24 protein-coding genes, 1 tRNA gene and 2 pseudogenes are annotated in these 21,608 nt (G+C 58.5%); 11 read left to right on the plus strand and 16 right to left on the minus strand.

Annotated features, from left to right (window positions below; all coding sequences use genetic code 11):
• Positions 1-107 precede the first annotated feature (107 nt).
• The 4 genes from KW403_RS08360 (at position 108) to KW403_RS08375 (ending at position 3,618) form a co-directional block, all read left to right on the plus strand.
• Entirely contained in the window at positions 108-1,928 is a 1,821-nt protein-coding gene (locus KW403_RS08360; protein ID WP_223022247.1) for an ABC transporter ATP-binding protein, read from the plus strand.
• Complete coding sequence (gene dapB, locus KW403_RS08365) at positions 1,925-2,737, plus strand: 4-hydroxy-tetrahydrodipicolinate reductase (RefSeq protein ID WP_223022248.1); 813 nt, start codon at positions 1,925-1,927, stop codon at positions 2,735-2,737. Before KW403_RS08360 ends, dapB begins: the two co-directional genes overlap by 4 nt.
• 32 nt (positions 2,738-2,769) lie before the next feature.
• On the plus strand, positions 2,770-3,390 hold the full coding sequence (locus KW403_RS08370) for a 2,3-bisphosphoglycerate-dependent phosphoglycerate mutase (protein ID WP_223022249.1): 621 nt from the start codon (positions 2,770-2,772) through the stop codon (positions 3,388-3,390).
• 143 nt (positions 3,391-3,533) lie between these two features.
• Positions 3,534-3,618: transfer RNA gene (locus tag KW403_RS08375), tRNA-Leu, on the plus strand.
• 80 nt (positions 3,619-3,698) lie between these two features.
• Here KW403_RS08375 and KW403_RS08380 read toward each other — a convergent pair.
• A complete protein-coding gene (locus tag KW403_RS08380) occupies positions 3,699-4,478 on the minus strand; it encodes a GGDEF domain-containing protein (RefSeq protein ID WP_223022250.1) in 780 nt (259 codons plus the stop codon).
• Between the two features lie 253 nt (positions 4,479-4,731).
• Here KW403_RS08380 and KW403_RS08385 point away from each other — a divergent pair, with 253 nt between their 5' ends.
• Positions 4,732-5,064, plus strand: coding sequence for a septal ring lytic transglycosylase RlpA family protein (locus tag KW403_RS08385; protein WP_378597056.1), 333 nt, complete (start codon positions 4,732-4,734; stop codon positions 5,062-5,064).
• A 19-nt stretch (positions 5,065-5,083) separates the two neighbouring features.
• Here KW403_RS08385 and KW403_RS08390 read toward each other — a convergent pair whose 3' ends face one another.
• Together KW403_RS08390 and KW403_RS08395 are read right to left on the minus strand one after the other, a co-directional pair.
• Positions 5,084-6,439: a putative bifunctional diguanylate cyclase/phosphodiesterase gene (locus KW403_RS08390; RefSeq protein ID WP_223022252.1), complete on the minus strand. Its 1,356-nt coding sequence runs from the start codon at positions 6,437-6,439 to the stop codon at positions 5,084-5,086.
• 30 nt (positions 6,440-6,469) lie between these two features.
• Positions 6,470-6,697, minus strand: coding sequence for a hypothetical protein (locus tag KW403_RS08395; protein ID WP_223022253.1), 228 nt, complete (start codon positions 6,695-6,697; stop codon positions 6,470-6,472).
• A 125-nt stretch (positions 6,698-6,822) separates the two neighbouring features.
• Between KW403_RS08395 and gshB the strand changes: the two genes are divergently transcribed.
• The 4 genes and pseudogenes from gshB (at position 6,823) to KW403_RS08415 (ending at position 9,761) form a co-directional block, all read left to right on the plus strand.
• Positions 6,823-7,770 carry a glutathione synthase gene (gshB, locus tag KW403_RS08400; RefSeq protein WP_223022254.1) on the plus strand — a complete coding sequence of 316 codons (948 nt, stop codon included), beginning with the start codon at positions 6,823-6,825 and terminating at the stop codon, positions 7,768-7,770.
• 231 nt (positions 7,771-8,001) lie between these two features.
• A pseudogene (locus KW403_RS08405) lies at positions 8,002-8,646 on the plus strand (magnesium chelatase domain-containing protein); the annotation flags it as partial.
• A 220-nt stretch (positions 8,647-8,866) separates the two neighbouring features.
• On the plus strand, positions 8,867-9,241 hold the full coding sequence (locus KW403_RS08410; RefSeq protein ID WP_223022256.1) for a helix-turn-helix domain-containing protein: 375 nt from the start codon (positions 8,867-8,869) through the stop codon (positions 9,239-9,241).
• On the plus strand, positions 9,225-9,761 hold the full coding sequence (locus tag KW403_RS08415; protein WP_223022257.1) for an ImmA/IrrE family metallo-endopeptidase: 537 nt from the start codon (positions 9,225-9,227) through the stop codon (positions 9,759-9,761). Before KW403_RS08410 ends, KW403_RS08415 begins: the two co-directional genes overlap by 17 nt.
• A 494-nt stretch (positions 9,762-10,255) precedes the next feature.
• On the opposite strand, the gene KW403_RS08420 is transcribed toward KW403_RS08415, so the two are convergent.
• Both KW403_RS08420 and KW403_RS08425 read right to left on the minus strand, forming a co-directional pair.
• Entirely contained in the window at positions 10,256-11,158 is a 903-nt protein-coding gene (locus tag KW403_RS08420; protein ID WP_223022258.1) for a ParB/RepB/Spo0J family partition protein, read from the minus strand.
• A gap of 286 nt (positions 11,159-11,444) precedes the next feature.
• A complete protein-coding gene (locus tag KW403_RS08425) occupies positions 11,445-13,001 on the minus strand; it encodes a recombinase family protein (protein ID WP_223022259.1) in 1,557 nt (518 codons plus the stop codon).
• Between the two features lie 44 nt (positions 13,002-13,045).
• Between KW403_RS08425 and KW403_RS08430 the strand changes: the two are divergent.
• Together KW403_RS08430 and KW403_RS08435 are read left to right on the plus strand one after the other, a co-directional pair.
• Positions 13,046-13,951 (plus strand): annotated as a pseudogene (locus KW403_RS08430) (YifB family Mg chelatase-like AAA ATPase); the annotation flags it as partial.
• 215 nt (positions 13,952-14,166) lie between these two features.
• Entirely contained in the window at positions 14,167-14,790 is a 624-nt protein-coding gene (locus KW403_RS08435) for a LysE family translocator (protein ID WP_223022260.1), read from the plus strand.
• 56 nt (positions 14,791-14,846) lie between these two features.
• On the opposite strand, the gene KW403_RS08440 is transcribed toward KW403_RS08435, so the two are convergent.
• The 11 genes from KW403_RS08440 to pyrF form a co-directional block, all read right to left on the minus strand.
• Positions 14,847-15,290, minus strand: coding sequence for a DUF1801 domain-containing protein (locus KW403_RS08440; RefSeq protein WP_223022261.1), 444 nt, complete (start codon positions 15,288-15,290; stop codon positions 14,847-14,849).
• 80 nt (positions 15,291-15,370) lie between these two features.
• On the minus strand, positions 15,371-15,595 hold the full coding sequence (locus tag KW403_RS08445; protein ID WP_223022262.1) for a hypothetical protein: 225 nt from the start codon (positions 15,593-15,595) through the stop codon (positions 15,371-15,373).
• 12 nt (positions 15,596-15,607) lie between these two features.
• A complete protein-coding gene (locus KW403_RS08450) occupies positions 15,608-15,991 on the minus strand; it encodes a DUF1801 domain-containing protein (protein WP_223022263.1) in 384 nt (127 codons plus the stop codon).
• A gap of 53 nt (positions 15,992-16,044) precedes the next feature.
• On the minus strand, positions 16,045-16,455 hold the full coding sequence (locus KW403_RS08455; RefSeq protein WP_223022264.1) for an SRPBCC family protein: 411 nt from the start codon (positions 16,453-16,455) through the stop codon (positions 16,045-16,047).
• Entirely contained in the window at positions 16,452-16,775 is a 324-nt protein-coding gene (locus KW403_RS08460) for an ArsR/SmtB family transcription factor (RefSeq protein WP_223022491.1), read from the minus strand. The genes KW403_RS08455 and KW403_RS08460 overlap by 4 nt, the downstream gene beginning before the upstream one ends.
• Positions 16,776-16,905: 130 nt before the next feature.
• Positions 16,906-17,586 (minus strand): ankyrin repeat domain-containing protein, encoded by a 681-nt coding sequence (locus KW403_RS08465; protein ID WP_223022265.1) that lies wholly within the window; start codon positions 17,584-17,586, stop codon positions 16,906-16,908.
• 77 nt (positions 17,587-17,663) lie between these two features.
• Positions 17,664-18,269 carry a transglutaminase-like cysteine peptidase gene (locus KW403_RS08470; RefSeq protein ID WP_378597053.1) on the minus strand — a complete coding sequence of 202 codons (606 nt, stop codon included), beginning with the start codon at positions 18,267-18,269 and terminating at the stop codon, positions 17,664-17,666.
• Between the two features lie 236 nt (positions 18,270-18,505).
• A complete protein-coding gene (locus KW403_RS08475) occupies positions 18,506-19,819 on the minus strand; it encodes a polyhydroxyalkanoate depolymerase (protein ID WP_223022266.1) in 1,314 nt (437 codons plus the stop codon).
• A 202-nt stretch (positions 19,820-20,021) separates the two neighbouring features.
• On the minus strand, positions 20,022-20,489 hold the full coding sequence (locus KW403_RS08480) for a GNAT family N-acetyltransferase (RefSeq protein ID WP_223022267.1): 468 nt from the start codon (positions 20,487-20,489) through the stop codon (positions 20,022-20,024).
• A gap of 91 nt (positions 20,490-20,580) precedes the next feature.
• The gene (locus tag KW403_RS08485; protein ID WP_223022268.1) at positions 20,581-20,871 is read right to left on the minus strand and encodes a DUF1330 domain-containing protein; all 291 of its coding nucleotides are present in this window, start codon (positions 20,869-20,871) and stop codon (positions 20,581-20,583) included.
• A gap of 40 nt (positions 20,872-20,911) precedes the next feature.
• The gene (pyrF, locus tag KW403_RS08490) at positions 20,912-21,595 is read right to left on the minus strand and encodes an orotidine-5'-phosphate decarboxylase (protein WP_378597051.1); all 684 of its coding nucleotides are present in this window, start codon (positions 21,593-21,595) and stop codon (positions 20,912-20,914) included.
• Positions 21,596-21,608 lie beyond the last annotated feature (13 nt).

Here is a 21,608-nt window from a genome sequence, read left to right on the forward strand (position 1 = left end):
GGAGCAGGATTCACCGTTGCATGAGCGCGGTCGAACGGGCATAGCCTGTTGCTGAAAAAGTGCGGCCGCTCAACGCCCGGTCGCCCGGCTGAACAGGAACGGATGTTTTGAAGCTTGGAAAGAACAAGGCGGATGTGGGAGACGTTCTTCCTGTCATTCGCCGCATCTTCGCGGAAAACGGCCGCGATTATATCGGCCACTATGCGATCGCGATTGCCTGCATGTTGGCGATTGCCGCGACCACCGCTTTCAGCGCATGGATCATGCGCGACATCATCGACGAAGTGTTCTATCGCCAGCGCTGGGAGCTGGTTGGCTGGATTTGCGGCGCCATAGTGGCTGCCTTCGCCATTCGCGGTTTCGCCACCTATGGCCAGTCGGTCATGCTGGCCAAGATCGGCAACAACATCGTTGCCCGCTACCAGCAGCGCATGTTCGATCACCTCATGCGGCTTGGCATCGACTATTTCACCACCACGCGTTCCGGCCAGCTTGCAGCTCAGATCAGCCAGAACGTGACCGGCATCCGCGATCTGCTCAACATGACCGTCGCCTCCATTGCCCGCGATCTGGTCACGCTCATCGGTCTCGTGGCCGTGATGGTGATGCAGGACCCCCTGCTCTCGGTCATCGCTTTGGTCATTGGCCCGCCGCTCATCTATTCGGTCAATTACCTGATGCGTCGCCTGCGCCGCGTCACGCGTGAGGCAGTCGATGTGAACTCCCGCCTGTTGGGTGCCATGCAGGAATCGGTGCAGGGCATCGCCATCATCAAGGCCTTCACCATGGAGAAGCAGCTCTCGAACAAGATGTCAGGGCTGATCTCCTATGCCGAGGACCGCTCCAACAAGATTGCCCGCGTCTCGGAGCGGCTTGGCCCCATCACCGAGCTTCTGGCGGGCCTCGCGATTGCCGGCGTGATAGGCTACGCGGCCTGGCGCGCATCCGTCAGCGCTCAGCCGCCGGGGTCCGTTTTCGCCTTCATCACCGCTCTGCTTCTGGCCTATGATCCCGTGCGCAAGCTTGCCCGCGTGCAGGTCAATCTCGAGCGCGCGCTGGTCAATGCGCGGATGATCTACGAGATTCTCGACACCGAGCCCCAGCAGCGCGATGCGCCGGGGGCAGGCACGCTTTCGGTCAATAAGGGCACCGTCAAATTCGACAGGGTTGCCTTTTCCTATGGTGACGATCTTCCGGTACTGCACGGCGTCAGCTTTGTTGCAAAGGCGGGTGAAACCACGGCCATCGTGGGCCCGTCCGGTGCCGGCAAGTCCACACTCTTCGCGCTTCTCCAGCGCTTCTACGATCTCGATGGCGGCAAGATCGAGATCGACGGGCACGATATTTCGACCGTTACCAAGAGTTCGCTGCGCAATGCCATCGCCTATGTGTCGCAGCAGCCCTATCTCTTTGAAGGCACGATCCGCGACAACATCCGCTATGGCCGTCCGGATGCAACCGATGCAGAGGTGGAGGAGGCGGCAAGGCTTGCCTTCGCTGATGAGTTCATCCGCCAACAGGCAAAAGGTTATGACACGCTGGTCGGCGAGAACGGCGCCAATCTTTCCGGTGGCCAGCGGCAGCGCATTTCCATCGCCCGCGCAATTGTGCGCGACGCACCGATCCTGCTCCTCGACGAGGCGACCTCTGCGCTCGACAACGAGTCCGAGGCACGTGTCCAGCAGGCGCTGGAAGGCATCATGGAAAGCCGCACCACGCTGGTCATCGCTCACCGCCTTTCCACTGTCGTTAACTCGGACCGCATCATCGTGCTTGAAGAAGGGCATCTGGTCGAAGAGGGCACGCATGAAAGCCTCCTCGCCAAGCCCCATGGCATCTATGCACGCTTCCACCGAATGCAGAGCCAGAAGGGTGAGAACCTGCTCGCCAACACGACAGCAGCAGAACCGCAGGAGCAGAACACATGAGCGATATGGGTCTTGTCATCGTCGGCGCGGCCGGCCGCATGGGGCAGACGCTCATCCGCACCGTGCATGCGATGGAGGGGTTGCGTGTGGCAGCCGCCGTGGAGCGTCCGGGTTCTCCGTTCCTTGGCCGTGATGCGGGTGAGCTTGCCGGCATCGGCACGATCAATGTTGCCATCACCGATGACCCGCTGGCAGCCTTCGCAAAGGCCGATGGCGTTCTGGATTTCACCGCGCCGGACTCCAGCGTCGAATTTGCCGGCTATGCCGCGCAGGCGCAGATCGTCCACGTGATCGGCACAACGGGCTTTGCACCGGAACACGAAGCGAAGATCAAGGCCGCCGCGCATCACGCCACCATTGTGAAATCAGGCAATATGAGCCTCGGCGTGAACCTTCTCGCCGTTCTGGTTGAAAAGGCCGCCCGCGCGCTGGAGGCCTCCGATTTCGACATCGAAGTGCTGGAGATGCACCACCGTCACAAGGTCGACGCTCCCTCGGGCACGGCGCTGCTTCTTGGCGAGGCCGCTGCAAAGGGCCGCGAGATCGCGCTTGCGGAAAAGAGTGTGCGCGTGCGTGATGGCCACACCGGCCCGCGCGAGGAAGGCACGATCGGTTTTGCCACGCTGCGCGGCGGTTCCGTTGTCGGCGAACACTCGGTCATTCTGGCTGGTGCCGGCGAGCGCATCACGCTTTCGCATCAGGCCGAGGATCGTGGCATCTTCGCCCATGGGGCGGCAAAGGCCGCCCTTTGGGCGCATGGCCGCAAACCCGGCCTCTATTCCATGCTCGACGTGCTCGGGCTCAACTGAACCTTCCACCACGAAGCAACAAGGAACGCACCATGTCCGGTACCCTCATTCTCGTTCGTCACGGCCAGAGCGAATGGAACCTGAAGAACCTGTTCACCGGCTGGCGCGATCCGGGCCTCACCGAGAAAGGCCATGAGGAGGCAAAGGATGCCGGTCGCCGGCTGAAGGCCCGTGGCTTCAAGCCGGACATCGCCTACACCTCGGTCCTCTCCCGCGCGCAGGTCACCAATGACCACATCCTGAAGGAGCTCGGGAGGGAGGATCTGGAGACCATCCGCGACCAGGCGCTCAACGAGCGCGACTATGGCGATCTTTCGGGTCTCAACAAGGACGATGCCCGCGAGAAATGGGGCGAGGAACAGGTGCATGTCTGGCGCCGCTCCTACGACACGCCCCCCCCCGGCGGCGAGAGCCTGAAGGATACGGGCGCGCGCGTTTGGCCCTATTTCCTGCACGAGATCCTGCCGCACGTGCTGCGCGGTGAGACGGTTCTGGTGGCCGCTCATGGCAATTCGTTGCGCGCACTCGTCATGGCGCTCGACGGTCTTTCCGGCGATGAGATCGTGAAGATGGAAATCGCCACCGGTGTGCCGATCGTCTACAAGCTCAATGCCGATTCGACCGTGGCGTCGAAAGAGGTTCTGGAAGATTGATCCGTGATGGCAGGGGGGCTTCACGGCACCCCTGCCCGCTTTTGCGAAAGGCCACGGTATCGGGGTTTGTCATTTTCCTGACAAACAACAAGAATCCGCGTTGACACGGACGGGCTTGCCCCTTACATCGGCATCGCACACCTGCCCAGGTGGCGGAATTGGTAGACGCGCACGGTTCAGGTCCGTGTGCCGCGAGGCGTGGAGGTTCGAGTCCTCTCCTGGGCACCATTCTTTCATATCTGAATGCGTATTTGCCGGCGCTGCGTGATCGTTTCCGCAGCGCTTTTGTTTGGGAACAGGCCGGACCTTCACGAAGCCGTGCGCAGCTGTACGGTCACTGTCTCCGGGCCTGGCGCGCACACCTGGTTGCGGCCCTGCCCTTTCGCGGCATAAAGCTGTTCGTCGGCGATCGCCATCAGGGTGGAAAAGTCCGCCCCGGTCTCCACGAATGACACCCCGATGCTGACGCTGAGGCTTGCAGTCCTGCCTTGCACGGTGCGGATCTCGATGCATTCGACAGCTCGGCGGAGACGTTCGGCGAGCGTTCTGCCGTGTGAGAGGGGTGCCGCTTCGAGAAACACCCCAAACTCCTCACCACCGATCCGGCCGGCAATGCCTTCCGAGGCGAAAACATCGCGGATGACGTTTGCAATTGCGCTAAGCGCGCGGTCCCCCGTCAGATGGCCATGCGTGTCGTTGATGCCCTTGAAGTCGTCGGCGTCGATGACGAGCAACACGCCGCCCGCGCCCCGTTGACCTGCCCGGTTCAGTTCCATGATGAATGAACTGCGATTGAGCAATCCGGTCATGTCGTCGATGCGTGCGGACGCGGCAAGTCTTCGATAGACCCCCGCGAGTTCGCGGTGGGCTGCCTCCAGCTCCTGATGCGCCAGCGCGATCCTGTGATTCTGATAGAATGTGTAGGCGCTGGCCGGGAATGCGATCAGCAGCGGGCACAGCGTGCTCATGAAGGCGGCAAACCAGTTCATGGAACTTCCGGTAAGGCGGATCGCCACCCAGGAAATCGCCAGTGAGGCGATGATGGATAGAAGCGTCGCGATCGCAGCTTTGAGCAGAACCGGTTTCATGGTTCGGCGGATATCAGCCGCCCGTTACCCCATCGTTAAGGGCGCGTGATGGCGCCTTCGGAGCCTACGCCCCTTCGTCGCCTCATTTGGTCCGTAAAGCGCCTCCAAGGAAAATCGGTGTCCGATTTTTTGTCCGGAACTGTGTGAAAACCATCCGTTGGATCGCTTTATCCATTCCGCGAAATGTTCAAGGGGCCGTTTGTCCCATGATGAAATTCAGGACCAAAAAATGCACAAGCGACTTCCCCGCAGCATGGTGAGTGCGTCGGTAGCAGCCCTGCTCTTGGCCGTGGTGACTGCGCCGGCCTCCGCGCAGTGCGGTGGTGCCTCATGGTACGCGCTGACCTCGAAGACCGCTTCCGGCGAGCGGATGAACCCGGCGGCGATGACTGCTGCACATCGCACCCTGCCCTTCGGCACGAAACTGCGCGTGACCAATAAGAGAAATGGACGCAGCGTCGTCGTGCGGATCAATGATCGCGGGCCGTTTGTTCGCGGCCGGATCCTTGATCTGTCGAAAGCTGCGGCTGCCAAGCTCGGCTTCATCCGGGCCGGCCACACGCGGGTTTGCCTGCAAAGAAGCTGACCCGGTTGCTCCGGCTTGCTCAGATGATGCGTTTGCGCTGAGCGGGGAACCAGGTGTTCTGGCGAAGATAGCCCAGCGTCTCGTCGGCGTTGCAGGGACGGCCGAAGAGAAAGCCCTGCCCGCCTGCACAGCCGAATTGCACCAGACGGTCGGCCTGGGCCTCAGCCTCGATGCCTTCAGCCACCACGTCCATTCCCAGCCCTTCGCACATGGCGAGAATGGCACGGATGATGTGTTCGGATGGACGGTCTTCCAGAATGGAAGAAACGAAGGCGCGGTCGATCTTGAGCTTATCGAAATGAAACTCGCGAAGCCGCCCGAGACTCGACTGGCCCGTGCCGAAATCATCCAGCGAAACGCGGATGCCGACGCGCCGCAGATCTTCAACGATGTGACGGGCCGAAGCTGGATCGTTCATAAGGCCGGTTTCGGTGATCTCGATCTCCAGCCGCCGTGGGTCAAAGCCTGTCCGCTCCAATATTGAGAGTATCTGCAGGCCCGTATTGTGGTCCACGAGCTGTGATGGCGAGAGATTGAAAGACAGAAACAGATCTTTCGGCCAATCGCGCGCCGCCTCTGTTGCCTTGCGAAGGACGAGCTGAGAAAGCTGGCCGATGATACCGCGCTCTTCGGCGATGGGAATGAATATGCCTGGCGAGACAGGCCCCAGATCGCGGTCTGTCCATCGGGCCAGTGTCTCGAAGCCGACAGTGCGGCGGGTTTCCAGGTCAACGATCGGCTGGAAATGTGGCTCTACTTCTCCTGCGGCCACGGCGCGTCGCAGCGCCTGTTCGATATGGGTCACCCGCTTGGCCGCTTCTTCCATCTCGCGTGTGTAGACCACCACGGCCCCGCGCCCGGTGCGTTTTGCCTGATAGAGCGCGGTTTCGGCCTTGTTGAGCAGAACCTCGCTCGTTTCCTCTTCGGAATAGTAGAGCGAGCAACCGGCCGAAGCCGAGAGCCGCGCCGTGCGCTGACCCACGTCATAGGGCGCGGAGAGAATTTCAATCAGCAACCTTGTTTTCTCGCGTGCCGTTTCTTCGCTGAAGACGAGGGGAAACAGAAAAGCGAATTCATCGGCGCCGATTCGCGTCACGGTGGAATTCCCATCCATCGCGGCCCGAAGCCGCATCGCGACCTGCTGCAGGATTTCATCGCCGGCAGCGCGGCCGAAGAGGTCGTTGATCGGCTTGAAACCATCAAGGTCGAGAACACCGATGGCAAAGGGGGCGGGATCGTCGGCGCGCTCTTCGATCAGTCGATCAATCTTGTCGAAGAAACGGCGCATGTTTCCAAGGCCCGTCAACGCATCGGTGAAGGCAAAATCGGACTGGTCTGCCGTTATCGTCCGTTCAGGTGCGGGCGCCGGCTGCATCGAAACTCCGTTGCTTTGGCGATTTTTTGATCACATGGGCCGAACCATGGACCCAAATTGTTTAGGAATCGTATCCAATTTTCTCTCGCTGCGCACGCGATTTTCACCAATTGGCGGGCGATTGTGCGCCTTGGCCGCTACTCTGTCTTGACACCCGCGCGTTGCCGCTCTCATCTGCCGCCGCCAGTCGATGAATCGCGCCGCCGAAAGCTTTTTCGCATCCGCCTTGAGATCGAAGATCAAATACTTAGATTCCATCCGGGTCACATCCCAGGAAACATAAAGCTGCCAGTGGCATCGTGTTTCAAATATTTGCTCTGGCGGTCTGGGCGGCCGGGTGCGAATGTTGAAGACGCTGCCTAAGTCCCGCCGGAGTTTATTTCATGCCCCTGAAAATCGCGGTCCAGATGGACCATATCTCCACCGTTTCGATTGCCGGCGACACGAGCTTCGCGCTCGCGCTTGAAGCACAGGCGAGGGGCCATGCCCTCTGGCACTACACGCCGGATAAACTCTCCATGGTCGATGGCAAGGTCATCGCCTGGGCGGAAGCGTTGGAAGTGCGCGATATCAAGGGCGATCATTTCACGCTCGGCGAGCCGCAGCGGCTCGATCTGTCGGAGATGGACGTGGTTCTTTTGCGTCAGGATCCGCCCTTCGACATGAATTATATCACCACCACCCACATCCTTGACCGGATTCACCCCGAGACATTGGTCGTCAACGATCCGTCCTGGGTGCGCAACAGCCCTGAAAAGATCTTCGTCATCGAGTTCGCGGATCTGATGCCTGAAACGCTCATCACGCGGGATACGCGCGAGGTCGACGATTTCCGCAAGAAGCACGGCGACATCATCGTCAAGCCGCTCTATGGCAATGGCGGTGCTGGCATCTTCCATCTGAAGGAGGGCGACCGAAATCTCGCCTCGCTGTTGGAGATGTTCATGGGGGCGTTTCGCGAGCCCTTCATCGTGCAGCGTTATCTCAAAGAGGTGCGGGGTGGTGACAAGCGGATCATTCTTATCGAGGGCGAGCCCGTGGGCGCCATCAACCGGGTTCCCGCCGAGCATGATTCCCGTTCCAACATGCATGTGGGCGGGCGCGCCGAGCATGCGGAACTGACAGATCGCGAGCGTGAAATTTGCGCGCGCATCGGCCCGTCCCTGCGCGAGCGTGGCTTCACCCTTGTCGGCATCGATGTCATCGGAGACTGGCTGACGGAAATCAATGTCACGTCTCCCACAGGCATTCGTGAAGTGAAGCGTTTTGGCGGCGCCGATATCGCAGCCTTGTTCTGGGATGCGGTCGAGGCCCGTCGGGCCCGTGGATAATCCCGAAAGACGAATGGCGCGTTCCTCAAACACAACCATAGCGTTTTCTCGTTCCTGAAATGTTCTTGATCTGATCGCCGCAAGCTGCTTCAATACGGTTGTAGGGCGATCGGATTTCTTGTCCTGGGTGTATTCAGGGGCTGTGCATTTGATCGCTCGGTTGTGTTTCGAGCGCCTTGCGGGAGTATGCCCATTCGCCCCCACAGCGCTTCAGGGACCGGGGGGAAACACATGGTTTCGCATGTCTGCACAGTGGCCTTTCAGGGGGTAGAGGCCGTTCCTGTCGATGTGCAGGTCATGATCGCGCCCGGCAAGATGGGTATCCAGATCGTCGGGCTTGCCGACAAGGCGGTCGCGGAAAGTCGGGAGCGGGTGCAGGCGGCACTTCATGCATCAGGCTTGTCGATGCCGCCCAAGAAGGTGACGATCAATCTCGCGCCCGCTGATTTGCCGAAGGAAGGGAGCCATTATGATCTCCCCATCGCCCTCGGCTTGATGGCGGCGCTTGGCGCTGTCCCGTCCGACGTGCTGGCAGGCTATGTCGTCCTGGGTGAGTTGTCGCTCGACGGCACGATTGCTGCGGTCAATGGTGTGCTGCCGGCGGCCATTGGCGCAAACGCCATGGAACGCGGCCTGATCTGTCCCCATGCCTGTGGGGCTGAAGCGGCCTGGGCAGGTGCAGATATCGACATTCTCGCCCCGCGCAGTCTTATCGCGCTCGCAAATCATTTCCGTGGCACCCAGGTCATGAGCCGGCCCGAGCCGGCGCTGTATCCTCCGCCCGTCTCGGTGCCCGACCTTGCCGACATTCGTGGGCAGGAAGCGGCCAAGCGGACGCTCGAAGTGGCCGCCGCCGGCGGGCACAATCTCCTAATGTCAATTACATAAGACCCCTTTCTTGTACCCCCATGGGGGATTGAGGATGTGCAGCTTTCTAAAAGCGCCGATACGGGTGATTTCCCCAAATAGCCGCTTTCTTGCAGATACATTCCCGACCCCATACAGAAGAAAAATTCTACCTGGGGGTTGAATTGTGATTCTTCCTTCTAGTAGAATGGTTTCACCGCGATTCGCGGTCATTGAAAGGAACGGAGCTATGACAACGCAATTCGGAAAGGAACTACGCAAACTGAGGATTGAATATAATGAGAAGCTGTTCGACATGGCCGGTCGGATTGGAAAATCCGTCGCCTTCCTGTCTGCAGTCGAAAGGGGGAAGAAAGCTCTACCGCAGGGCTTCGAAGAGGCGGTCATCGAAAGTTATTCGCTAAGAGCGGAACTGGCTGGTCGAATTCGAGCCGCTGCTGACCAGTCTCGGCGTACATTTACGCTACAGCCGTCAAGCGCTCTAGCTCGCGACACAGCAGGAATGATGGCGCGTCGGATGAATAATCTCTCGGAGGATCAGTTGAAACAGATGTTGCGCATTTTGAAGTCGGAGGGGGGCGAAACCCATGAAGGCGACGCATGATTATATTGTTCCTGCCAAGTCTTGGGACCAAATCGGCTTGGCAGCTGAAGAAGTACGGCGTTTGCTTCATGTAGAGCGTACACCGTATTTTCCTGTGGTGGATATTATTGAGAGCGTTCTCGACAACCAGCTGGGCCTTTTGAGTTTCGAAATCGACCCTGAAGAGGAAATGGGGGAGGCTGAAGGCTATACGGCGCCCGACGGGTCTCTGATTATTCTTCGTGAGGATGTCTATGTCGCTGCTTGTAATGGCGAAGCGAGGGCGAGATTCACTTCAGCACATGAGTTGGGTCATTGGTTCATGCATACCAACATTCCCTTAGCGCGTGCTCCAAGCAGGGGTGCTAAGCCGTACCGTCTTGCCGAGCCCCAAGCAAATGCCTTTGCTGCGGAAATTCTGATGCCACGACGTTTCGTTACGTCGGCGGATACCGTCGCAACGATAATGGCGCGTCATGGTGTCTCTGCTGAGGCGGCCACAAACCGCATTAAGTTCCTGAAAAATAAGGGGATCATCTAAAAAAGAGAGACTTGAGTTCCCGCTCAAATCTCTCTCAGTTTTCCGTATCGGGCTTGAAAAGGGGCTCGCTGGTACGGACGCCTTACACAAGCCGTTGCTACGATTCGCAGTTCTAGTTAGTAGCGGCAAATAGTTGTGTCAAGGTAAACATCGCCCCTTGGAGAAGGCTCTTGAAAAAGCGTCTTCCTCCACCTCCCCCCGGGATGAAGTACATCTTCCGCCCGTGGCGCAGGTGTCAGAAGACCGGTAAGGTGCTTTACGCATCGCAGTTCGGTCTGAAGGCATGGCCCATTCTTGTAACTGCTTAAGCAGGGGGAATGCGGACCTTAATTATGATTGGGGCGGCGACGGTCGCCCCTTTCTCTTTCGATACCAGCTCTCCGCTGTCGAAGCTACCTCGGCAAAAAATGTGGGCCTAGACAAAGAGGCGGCAAGCGCCGCCCCTGGTCTCATTGGGAACCCCCTGTCCATTCTGGACATGTAAGCATGGACAGTTAATAATCGTCTTCATTGTCCCAAAGGGCTGCCAAGTCCCGAGCGCTTTCGAGATCATTCCGCAACCCCTCCACGGTTTCCCGGAAGGCATCACCCCAGGCATCGGTTTGCATGAGTACGCTTGGCAATCGCTCATCAAGCATCACGAGTGCCATAGCAAATGCCTCAGGATCAACGAATGGCCGGTCCTTCACAGCTCGCAAGATGCTTTTTACGTACCGTTCCGCCCGTTTCCTGACTGCGGCCTCGGGACAAGTTAGCTCTTTAGCGGCGACCCCTCGGGAGTTCATTCTGGCATCCTTCCATGACAAACTTTGAAGGTCCTCCACTGTCGTCGCGGGATCTTCGAGTAGCTTTGCCTTAACGCTTCTCATCTCTCCGACTGTGCCGTTGGCCACGCCGCAGGAGTCTACGATCTGCCGCTTTGAAAGACTGCTTACCAGTACCAAGCGCCAAGCGTAATTGAGCTTGTCTTCAAGCCTCATTGGCAAGCGGTTCTTAGAATTCAAGGCGGCACTATGGGCCATCGCCTGATCAAGCGTTCCTTCGAACACCTCGACGGGAATATCAGTGGTTACCTTCTGCCGGTCGTAGGCAGTCAAACGATGATGCCCGTCGACTACGTAGTATATGTCACCGCCCCACCAAACAGTGATTGGATCAAGCATACGAGGTTCTTCACCGTGACCTATCGCAGCTTGCAGCTCTTCGATATGGCATTCGTCTTCCGCAAGACGCCCTTGTAGCATCCGGGGTTGGAACACCGAGACCATCCGAGCGATCTCCCGGCGGCCGAGGCGCTTCGGGTGTGGTATAGGAGAGGTTGTGCCGCAAGCTCTGAGAGACTTGCGGATCAGTTTTAATCCTTCTGTGAGCGTAAGTTCGGGTCCAGAGATCGTCATTGTTTCGCCCTTGTGGCCGTATATGGCTCTGCAGATCCAGCGAAGATGTCGCTGGATTTCGGTTGATCTTCCTAGGGTATGTGCCTCGAGGGGTGCTCCCGAGGCGAATGAGACGCTGTTCTCTGTATGAGGATGTTTCATCGGCTTGGGCCGTAGATACCAAGATATCCCTGATATCGATTGGTGGTGTGCTGGTGTTCTCTCCACGGGTAGCGATCAGCGCGGCGCTGTCAGTTGAACGACCACCACCAGTAGCTATCGCTGATGAAGGGAAATGCTGCAGACATCACTCTAGGGGGAAATCGAAGGGGACCTCTGTGGTCTCCTGCGAGTGTTTCCAGTGAAATACGAGGCACCCAACTCGGTAATCCACCACGCAGTTCATCATCGCATCTCGGAGAGCCGTATTCATCTCGGTTATCGAGTTCTTCTGGTTAGTGAGTGCCTTTTGAAGTTTGCCCACCACACGATCGACGGCCTTGCCGGAGGTCTTGCTCGCTTGTTCCTCGAGGTTACTCAATTCGTCTTGTAACTGCATCTGCGTAGCTTCAAGTTCTTCAAGTCGCCGCCTTAGCGCTGGGCTACTGCCCCCCTCCTCGATTTCTTCAAGTAGGTTATTGATCGCAGCACCTACTCCATCAAACTCGCGATTGAGCATGTTCAAACGTTCATCAATCAGGGGGTCTCCTGAGGGAACCTCAAAGACGAACTGTGTATTTCCAGCACGTCGAATTGCGCTCTCCACTAAGGACAACTTCACGGCGTGATAGGTACATCCCGCGCCAGCTTTCGCTGAGGTGCAGACTAGACTTGGTGTTCCTCCGCTTCGACCTTTGTTCACGCGGGTCATTGTTGAACCACATTTGGGGCATTTGGCGAGGCCAGCCAAGATATTCGACACCTGTCCTTGTTCGCCTCGCATACGGGGTGTGTTGCCCCCACGTCGCCTCGAATTGACGCGCTCAAAGAGTGCCGTGGGAATGATCTTTGGGTAGTAGTTCGGTATAGGCTCGAGAGCGTCCCGAGTTCTCTTGCCCCCAGTCTCACGGGAAGTGTGCGGTGTTAATGTCCCTATCACAGCGGTGTTGCGCAGAATCTTTGCGATATAGGATCTATGCCAAAAGGCGGCCTTCCGTTTGCCGTTACCGAATGTATCGACGCCTTGGCCGTTCAGGCTCGCAGCTATTGTGTGCTGCCCCTCCCCTCGATCAGCAGCAGCGAAAATCCTTTTAATAACCTCGACGCGATCTTCAATCGGAATAAACGAGCGTCCGTCCTCTGACAGCCTAAGCCATGCGGGTACTCGCGCGGTCAGTGCAGCCCCTTCTTCCGATGCACGCTGTCTTTTCCTACGCCAAGCCTCTCGAACACGCTGACTTTTGATTTCACTTTCTTCGTTGGCTCTAGTCGCCACCATGAACGCCCACATGAATGCCATGGGATCATTATCAAGAGTGTCTATCGAATACGCTTTGCCGTCGGCGAGTGTAACGAGAACAATGCCCGCTTCGCATATATCTTCCAAAAGGCGGACTGCTTTGCGTGGCTTCTCACGGCTTATGCGGTCCATACTCTCGACGAGCAGGTAGGAGCCTCGTTCGATGACACCGTCTTTCACGGCCAGCAGGAAGTCCGCAAGCGCTCCTTCTTCCCGGTTCCTGCCACGATAGGCAGACACACCGAGGTCCATGTATTCGTCATCTACGAGGTCGAGTCCATGCCTCGCTGCATATTCTGTCGCCTTTTCGATCTGACGGCGTTTGCTATCGCCACGAGCTTGTTCAGGGGTGGAAAATCGAACATATGAATACGCCTTCGGGGCGAAGTTCTTCGTATTTTTCATTCGTAACCTCTTGCGGAATAATGATTTTATGTGGGGAATAAGTCAATAACATCCTGATGATCGGGCCGCCGGGAGCAGGAAAATCCATGCTGGCGCAGCGCTTGCCGTCCATTCTGCCCCCGCTGTCGCCGCGCGAACTCCTGGAGGTGTCGATGATTTCTTCCATCGCTGGAGAACTGGCAGATGGAAAATTGTCGGACCGGCGCCCCTTCCGCGCGCCTCATCATTCAGCCTCCATGGCTGCCATCGTGGGCGGTGGGCTGAAGGCAAGACCGGGTGAAGCATCGCTGTCTCATCACGGCGTTCTGTTTCTCGATGAATTGCCGGAATTCTCGCCGCAGGTTCTCGATTCCCTGCGCCAGCCGCTGGAGACCGCTGAATGCGTGATCGCCCGTGCCAATCACCGGGTCAGCTACCCGGCGCGCATCCAGCTCGTGGCAGCCATGAATCCGTGTCGATGTGGTATGGCGGGCGAGCCTGGTCATCGCTGCCGGCGTGGGCCGCGTTGCGTCTCGGACTACCAGGCGCGCATTTCGGGCCCGCTGCTCGACCGCATTGATCTGCGCATCGAGGTGCCAGCCGTATCGGCCGGTGATCTCATCGGCAGGACAGAGCGGGCCGAAACCAGCACCATGGTCGCGGAGCGCGTGGCTTTCGCCCGGCAGAAACAGCAATCCCGCTATGTGTCGCTCGGCCTTCCTGCGTGGACCACCAATGCATCCTGTTCCGCGGCTCTGATAGAAGATGTCGTTGCGTTGGATGCCGATTGCACCAGCTTGATCCGTGATGCGAGTGAAAAGCTCGGCTTCTCTGCCCGTGCTTATCACCGGGTGCTCAAGGTCGCGCGAACGCTTGCCGATCTAGATGGCGTCGACGCGGTTGCGCGGCCCCACATCGCCGAAGCAATCTCCTATCGCATGACGGGTCAGGCAAGAGAGCATGCAGCTTGACCCGTAGCTTGACATAGCGCCCACCTAAGGAGCGTGCACGGGACAGGATTGCGCGAGTTTCAAAACGCTCTCATAGTCGATTTCATCGCTGGGTGGGGTTGGGACACGCTCAGTCGGATGTTGGCACCTTTGCCTCGCTCGGTGGTCAGGAGGCAAACAGGTGAGGCGTCTTTCGCATTTGCTTTAAGGCGCACAACGTTTTTGGGAGCGAAGACATGGTCGAGACCGGAACCCTGTTGACCTACGCTTTGGTTGTCCTGGGATTGTTTCTGATCCCCGGACCAGCGGTCCTGATGACACTGGCCCGCGCCGCCGCCGGTGGCCGTCGTATTGGCATCGCCACCGGGCTCGGTATTGCAGCAGGTGACTTGGTGCACACGCTCATGGCAACAGTTGGTTTGTCGGCTATTCTTATGACCTCCGCACTGGCTTTTGCCATTGTGAAATATGCTGGTGTCGCTTACCTGATTTATCTCGGTATCAGCGCCTTTCTCGAAAAATCAGACCGTTTCGATCTGCCAGCCGTGCGGCCTCTGACCGCCCCACGGGCCTTTCGGCAGGCGCTCTACGCTGAGGTGCTGAACCCGAAGACGGCCCTGTTTTTCCTCGCCTTTCTGCCCCAGTTTGTTCAGCCAACCGGATCGGCCATCGTCCAGCTTGCAACACTCGGATTCGTCTTCGTCCTGATGAGTGCGGCTTACACTTCACTCATCGCGGTTGCCACCGGTTGGGTTGGTGCATGGCTGCAACGCAATCCAGCAATTGCCCGTTGGCAGGGGCGTGTTGTAGGCACAATCTATCTGGCGCTCGGCGCACGGCTTGCTCTTCAGGAACGATGACCGCATCATACAAATAAGCCGGCTACTGAATTTGCAGAGATCTGGATCATGACACCTTAGGGCTTCCAGCCGGGCAGGGCGGATGCATGCCGCACCCATGACGTGAATTGTGCCTCGTCGAGCGTTTCATCCTCATGAAGGTGAAAATAGCGCGTATTGGCGTCCTTGGATGCCACAGGCGGGAGGGGCTTGAGTGAAGCGCCTTGAAAGAAGGCGATTTTGATATAGCGCGTAAAACAGTGAAGGCCGAGGAACCAGCCCTGGCCTTCGATCCCGTAGAGTGGTGAATTCCACTTTACCGCCTTGCGCACTTCGGGAAGCTCGTGAACGATCAAGCTGTCGAGCATGCGGCCAGCCTCACTCTTCCAGCCCGGCATCGCCGCAATATAGGCTTGAACGGGGCCGTCCCCGTCACCCTTGGGGATTTGCGGGTTTCCGCCGGACAGCAGGCGTGGGGTCTCTTCGCGCCTGGTCGCCTTGTCCGAAGATTTGTCTGCCATCTGCATCATCCCATAATAGACGGTGTCTGGCGGCGCTTTGGTGCTCCGGAGAGGAGGTTCTCCAACCATTTCGACGAGAACTAGGCGCTTGCTCGCCCCTTGGCCCGGTGCCTGACTGCGTAGGGCAGGATAAACAGATAGAGCCCGGTTATCAGCAGAAGAATGAGCGGGCCGCCAGCCAGAAAGTAGACCCAAGCGGGTGGTTCCGCACCGCGCATCGCGAAGACTATGTTGATGATCACGCCCACTGTGAATGCGATCGAGATCCAGCGATGCACCTGTCGGAGCAGAGCATTCCACATCATCGGCTGATCCTCCTATTTGCGTGTCGATGCGTTCAGGCGGGCGGCGCGTTGAAGAAGTGCCTTCAAAGCGTCCTCGGCGATGACATCCCCTTCGTGAAAATCGATGGCACGCCGAGTGTTACCCTCAAGGCTGGCGTTGAAGAGACAGGAAGGGTCTTTAAGCGAAGCGCCCTTGGCAAACGTCATCTTCACGGCCTTCTTGTAGGTTTCACCGGTGCAGATCATCCCGTCCTGATACCAGACCGGCACGCCGCGCCATTTCCACTCCTCGATCACACCGGGAAGCGCCTGTTTGACGATGCAGCGAAGCCTTGAAAGCATCTCGCCGCGCCAGTCGTCCAGTTCCGCGATCCTGGCGTCGATCCGCTCAGGCGCTGATGTTTCGGTCGTGGTCATGTTTCGTCCTCATGCGTTCCACGTTCGGTTTCATTCGGCTTTGCGCAGCCGCCTCAGTCAAGCCGCTCGAGCAGCCTTTCGAGTGCGGAGATGAAGCGCGGCCATCCCACGCTAGCGCCCTGGAAATAGGACTTCTGGTTCGGCAGAAATCCTTCCTGCTCCATGCGCAGAAGCGTCCCGTTTTCCGTGGGAGTGAGCGTCCAGCTGACGGTGCTGCGCAGGTCTTTCGTGTCCCAGGCATAGGAAAGCGCCCTATGGGGCTTCACCGTCTGCACCACGCAGTCCACACCACCCCAGTCGGCGGTCAGGCTGAAGCGATGGCCCTCACGCGCTTCAAAATCGTTCTTCATCAGCCATTCCGCAATCAGATGCGGCCGTGTGAGAGCGCGCCAGATCTTTTCGGGCGGGTGCGGAATCTCACGCTCAACCACCACGGAGCGCGTTTCGGTTGCGGCCTTTGTCATTGATCCATCCGGTTGAGCAGGTCCTCAAGGTCGTCGAAGCGGCTCTGCCAAAAGCCGTTCATCTCTTTTGTCCAGTTGTTAAGGGGGGTCAGCGCTTCGATGCGCGCGCTGTAGCGGGTTTGCCGGCCCTCCTGGTGATCTTGCACAAGACCCGCACGCTTGAGCACGCCGAGATGTTTGGAGACCGCAGGCTGCGACACACCAGCGCCGGCCGTCAGCACCCCGACCGTCAGATCGCCATCCCGACAAAGACGTTCGAATATCGCGCGGCGCGTCGGGTCGGCCAGAGTGCGAAAGAGGATATCTCGAGACTGCTGCATCATTATTCATAACTATAGGGCTATGAATTAAACCGATAGCTCTACGGTTATGAGTTGTCAAGACCATGCGATGGAGCGTGGCAACGTCCCCTTGTGGGGTATTGTCCTCTCCGGAGAATACACAATCGCTCTAATGTGCGCCCGCAGCCTGCAATATCTCAACGATCTCTGCATAGTTGTGGCGCTTTGCATGCTGCAGCGCGGTTACACCCTTGCGGTCCGGAATGTCAGTGTCTGCGCCGGCATCGACCAAAAGCTTCACGACGGCCACATGATCCGGTCCACCGTCGCCGAGGATCACGGCTTCGAGCAACGCCGTCCAGCCAAGCTTGTTTACGTGATCCGGATCCACTCCCGCTGCGATCAGCGTTCTCACGGTCTCCACGTGGCCACGCTCGGCAGCGGGAATAAGTGCCGTACCACCGAACCTGTTGGTGCTATTCAGATCGGCTCCGTTTTCGAGCGTGAGGCGAAGAATGTCGAGATAGCCGCGCGCGCCAGCCAGGAGATAAGGACTGTCCTCGATGCTGTCGCGGGCGTTGACATCTGCTCCTGCTTCGATGAGCAGGCGGGACGCCTCTGTCTGGTTTGCCTGGACGGCGGCCATAAGCGCAGTCCTTTGCTGCGCGTCGCGCTCCTCCAGAGCCGGTTCGCCCTCTAGTGCACGTTGAAGCGCTGGCAGATCGCCGTTTTCGGCTGCGGTGATGAGAGGTGCTTGCGCGAAAGCGCCACCATGAAAGGCCGCAGCGATCACAAGCGCCACCACAACACACAACACTCGTCCGCCGGGCAAAGACAACAAACCATACATGCAGGATCTCCGTTTGCGTAGATCCCGGCAGTATAGATTCTCAACTGTGACAAAGTTGGGAGCAGCGTTGCTGCGCCTTACTCGCTGACTGCGCCGACAACCGGGTTGTTGCCCTCTCTAAGGCTTACCCACCGCCCCGTGTGGCTGCTGGCCTGCCGCTTGAGGTAGCGGTAGTTCGTGGCGCTCCAGAGCTTCACGCTGTCGTTCAGATTGTCGAGCACAAAATCGCCGCGGTCCGTGCGGACGGTGAGGACAGCATGGCCCTCGCCATTGGGCTTGCGCACAACGGTGATCAGCAGATTCGTGAGCGATAACCCTGCGCGCTTCAACTCGCGGCGCTTTTCGAGCACATAATCCTCGCAGTCACCGACGCCCGTTGAAGGATAGGTCCAGACCTCTTCAGCACCATAGATGTCGATGTCGTTCATCGGTCTAACGGTGTCGTTCACCGCCGCATTGACATCGCGAATGGCTTTCCAGAGCGTCTTGGTCATATGCTCCGGTCCCCGATCCCGCAGGCGGATGGAGCATTCAACGGGATTGGCTTTGCAGAATTCATAGTGACCGATCGGCTGGGATGTGAAGCCACCGGTTTCCATGGTGTTCATTGCAGCCGTTGGTGCCGTCATGGCGCCCACAAGAATCAGGCTTGCAAAGAAGCCATCGCGGATTACCCCCCGCAAAGCAGCCATCATGCCGCTCCCCGCTTGTTTCTATCGTTAATGAAACGTTAAGAAACGTGAGGGGGCAATGTCAATCGGCCCGCGGGCAATCTTACCAGCTATGGTTACCAGCGCCGCTCTGCCGGACCGGTTTCAGTCCGTCTGTTGCCAAAATGCACAGCCGGTGGAAGTTGCCACCGTGTAGGTTCTTCGTCGAAGAAGGAAATTCCGAAATTCGGCCCCGGTTTTCCGGAATTTCAAGCTTGTTTGGCGCGAATTTGCCGTTTCTGAACCCTTTTTCGGGAAACGTCGGCAGGAGCTTTTGCCGTGTTTTTCAGCCCGCCGGACGGGTGGCTGCGCATGAAGTCAAGAATGCGCGGGGCGATCTCCGAGCGGAACCGCGAACCGTTGAAAACGCCATAATGGCCAACGGCCGGCTGCATGTAGTGGTGGCGCATGTCATCGGGGATGTTGACGCATAGATCATGCGCAGCCTTTGTTTGGCCGACGCCGGAGATATCGTCGTTCTCACCTTCGACGGTCAGAAGAGCCACGCGGCGGATTGCGCTCGGATCCACCAGTTCGCCACGATGCCGCATTTTCCCACGCGGAAGGTCATGGCGAATGAAGACGGTTTCCACCGTCTGCAGATAGAACTCGGCGGTCAGGTCCATGACGGCGAGGTATTCGTCATAGAAGTCGCGGTGCTTCTCGGCCGAGTCACCGTCGTTTTTCACCAGGTGCATGAAAAAGTCCTTATGCGCCGTGATGTGGCGATCAAGGTTCATGCTCATGAAGCCGGAAAGCTGCAGAAAACCCGGATAGACGTGTCGCATGAAGCCGGGATTGGGCCACGGCACTGGCATGATCACATTGTCGCGGAACCAGGATATGTCTTTCTGCTCGGCCAGTTCATTGACGGCCGTCGGGTTCTTGCGTGTGTCGATGGGCCCTCCCATCAGCGTCATGCTGGCGGGCACATTTTTGTCGCCGCGCGCCTCCATCAGCGCGATGGCAGCAAGCACTGGAACAGAAGGCTGGCAAACCGCCATCACATGCGTGTCGGGGCCCAGGTGATCGAAAATGTCGATCAGGTAATCGATGTAGTCATCGAGATCGAACGGCCCATCGGAAACCGGCACCATGCGCGCATCCGCCCAGTCCGTGATGTAAACGTCGGCGTAGGGGAGCAGGGTTTCCACCGTGCCGCGCAGTAGTGTTGCGTAGTGCCCGGACATGGGCGCGACCATGAGGACCTTCGGGCCCGGATGAGCGCCCTTGGGTAGATCACGCTTGAACCGTATGACGTCGCAGAATGGTTGCGACCACACGGTCTGCTCGCGCACACTCACCTTCACGCCGTTGACGCTTGTTTCCTTCAGGCCGAACTCGGGCTTCGTGTAGCGGCGTGTGCTGCGCTCGAAGACTTCGGCTGCGGCAGCGACAGTTCGTCCGAAATAAGTCTTGGCAACCGGGTTCAAAGGATTGCTGTAAAAGAGCCGAACCGCATCGGCATAGGCCCGTGCTGGTTGGAGCGCGGCGTGGTTGAATTCATAGAGCTGATAATACATTGCTAGGTTTCCAGAGAGGACCTTCGCTATGGCCAGGCTGCCGTGAAAAAATGAGGAGTGAACGGAGAGGCCTTGCTTGTTTGCTTTCCCGTCAGAGTAAACAACTTTTGCTGCGTTGCAATAGATGGGCTGCTTCCCGGCCATGGCACAATCAGAGATCGGCATAAGCGATTGAAATTTCGCGTATAATCCGATCTTCGGATCAAGTAGTCTTGTTGCGACGCACCATAAGAAGGCGGGCGTCTGCCACAATTCCTGGGGGAATTTCAGCAAGGAAGCGCTTTTTCAATGTCTCATCCGCGATACCGAAAGGCTCATCGACAAAGCCGTGGCGCTTGTAGAACGGAGCATTGAAGGGCACCGATCGAAAGGTGCTGAGCGAAACGCCGTCCAGCTTGCGAGCGACGCTTTCGGCGATCACCGCATCAAGCAATGCACTCCCCAATCCTCGCCGTCCGTGCTCCGGCGCCACGGAAAGTTCCTTCAGGTGGAGAAACGAACCAATCTGGCCGCAGATGGCGAACCCTATTGCACCATCGTCCTCATGCGCCGCAACGAATGTCCTGTTCCTCGAGGCGATAGCGTTAAAGGCATCTTGCGCGAGCGCCGGGGTGGCAGCGAGGCGGGCATAACCATACGCGGCAAAAAGCTCAGCCGCCCGCGCCTCCACCTTTGGAAGAAGCGCGGCATCGGCGCTTCGATAGGGCCGAATTGCATATTGGTCAGGCAGGTCGGACGTGGGCCTGTCTCCTTCGCAAAGCCTACTCTGCGCCTTCGACGAGGACCATGTCCGCGTCCGCCACGGCCGTGCGGATCGCCTTTGCAGCCTGGTATTCGGGAGAGTTGTAGCAATCGCGCGCTGCCTGGAGCGAGGGAAACTCGATCACGACGTTGCGCCCGCGCCCCGTGCCTTCCAACCCTTCCCATGCGCCGCCCCGCGCGAGGAAGCGGGCACCGAACTTCTCGAAGGCCGGCTTTGCTGTTGCGACATAGTCTTTATAGCGCTCGGGATCGCGCACATCGACATGGGCGATCCAATATCCTTTGGGCATGGTTTCCTCCTCCTCCGTCGTTGGCGTGCAGCCCACTCTGTCAGGCGGCGGCCATCTCGTCGAGAATGGATTGAGCCGCAGCCTTCGGATCCTGCGCTGCCACGATCGGGCGGGCCACCACCAGGTGGGAACCTCCTGCGCGGATCGCATCGCCGGGCGTCATGACGCGCTTCTGATCGCCATGGTCGCTGCCGATAGGGCGGATACCGGGCGTAACCAATGCCATACCCGGGCCCGCCACTTCACGCATTTCGCTGACTTCGGTCGGTGCACAGACAACCCCGCCCATGCCCGCCTCGCGCGCCTGTGCGACGCGCTTCCTAACCAGTTCACGTGCGGTCAGCGCATAGCCAGCCTCTTTCAGATCCGCATCGTCCATGGATGTGAGCACCGTCACGCCGAGCAGGGTAAGTCCCGATCCCTCAGCCGCCTGAACTGCCGCGCGCATCGCCTTCGGATAGGCATGGATCGTCAGCATCGTCATCCCCATTCGTGCGATGTTTTCGACGCCTTTGGCCACTGTGTTGTCGATATCGAGCAGTTTCATGTCCAGGAAGATTTTCTTGCCCGAGCCCGCCAATTCCCGTGCAAAGCTCAATCCACCGGCAAAGGCGAGCTGATGGCCGATCTTGTAGAAGGACACGGTATCGCCGAGCGCGGCGACCACCTTGTCGGCTTCGGTCAGGGTCGGCACATCCAGGCCGACAATCAGGCGGTTTCGCATTGCGTCGCTCATA

This window comes from Nitratireductor kimnyeongensis (assembly GCF_019891395.1).
GTDB lineage: Bacteria > Pseudomonadota > Alphaproteobacteria > Rhizobiales > Rhizobiaceae > Nitratireductor > Nitratireductor kimnyeongensis.

Coding starts and splice junctions, on each gene's coding strand:
- dapB (WP_223022248.1), top strand. CDS start 1,925: ATGAGCGATATGGGTCTTGTCATCGTCGGCGCGGCCGGCCGCATGGGG.
- KW403_RS08370 (WP_223022249.1), top strand. CDS start 2,770: ATGTCCGGTACCCTCATTCTCGTTCGTCACGGCCAGAGCGAATGGAAC.
- KW403_RS08380 (WP_223022250.1), bottom strand. CDS start 4,478: ATGAAACCGGTTCTGCTCAAAGCTGCGATCGCGACGCTTCTATCCATC.
- KW403_RS08385 (WP_378597056.1), top strand. CDS start 4,732: ATGGTGAGTGCGTCGGTAGCAGCCCTGCTCTTGGCCGTGGTGACTGCG.
- KW403_RS08390 (WP_223022252.1), bottom strand. CDS start 6,439: ATGCAGCCGGCGCCCGCACCTGAACGGACGATAACGGCAGACCAGTCC.
- KW403_RS08395 (WP_223022253.1), bottom strand. CDS start 6,697: ATGGAATCTAAGTATTTGATCTTCGATCTCAAGGCGGATGCGAAAAAG.
- gshB (WP_223022254.1), top strand. CDS start 6,823: ATGCCCCTGAAAATCGCGGTCCAGATGGACCATATCTCCACCGTTTCG.
- KW403_RS08410 (WP_223022256.1), top strand. CDS start 8,867: ATGACAACGCAATTCGGAAAGGAACTACGCAAACTGAGGATTGAATAT.
- KW403_RS08415 (WP_223022257.1), top strand. CDS start 9,225: ATGAAGGCGACGCATGATTATATTGTTCCTGCCAAGTCTTGGGACCAA.
- KW403_RS08420 (WP_223022258.1), bottom strand. CDS start 11,158: ATGACGATCTCTGGACCCGAACTTACGCTCACAGAAGGATTAAAACTG.
- KW403_RS08425 (WP_223022259.1), bottom strand. CDS start 13,001: ATGAAAAATACGAAGAACTTCGCCCCGAAGGCGTATTCATATGTTCGA.
- KW403_RS08435 (WP_223022260.1), top strand. CDS start 14,167: ATGGTCGAGACCGGAACCCTGTTGACCTACGCTTTGGTTGTCCTGGGA.
- KW403_RS08440 (WP_223022261.1), bottom strand. CDS start 15,290: ATGGCAGACAAATCTTCGGACAAGGCGACCAGGCGCGAAGAGACCCCA.
- KW403_RS08445 (WP_223022262.1), bottom strand. CDS start 15,595: ATGATGTGGAATGCTCTGCTCCGACAGGTGCATCGCTGGATCTCGATC.
- KW403_RS08450 (WP_223022263.1), bottom strand. CDS start 15,991: ATGACCACGACCGAAACATCAGCGCCTGAGCGGATCGACGCCAGGATC.
- KW403_RS08455 (WP_223022264.1), bottom strand. CDS start 16,455: ATGACAAAGGCCGCAACCGAAACGCGCTCCGTGGTGGTTGAGCGTGAG.
- KW403_RS08460 (WP_223022491.1), bottom strand. CDS start 16,775: ATGCAGCAGTCTCGAGATATCCTCTTTCGCACTCTGGCCGACCCGACG.
- KW403_RS08465 (WP_223022265.1), bottom strand. CDS start 17,586: ATGTATGGTTTGTTGTCTTTGCCCGGCGGACGAGTGTTGTGTGTTGTG.
- KW403_RS08475 (WP_223022266.1), bottom strand. CDS start 19,819: ATGTATTATCAGCTCTATGAATTCAACCACGCCGCGCTCCAACCAGCA.
- KW403_RS08485 (WP_223022268.1), bottom strand. CDS start 20,871: ATGCCCAAAGGATATTGGATCGCCCATGTCGATGTGCGCGATCCCGAG.
- pyrF (WP_378597051.1), bottom strand. CDS start 21,595: ATGCGAAACCGCCTGATTGTCGGCCTGGATGTGCCGACCCTGACCGAA.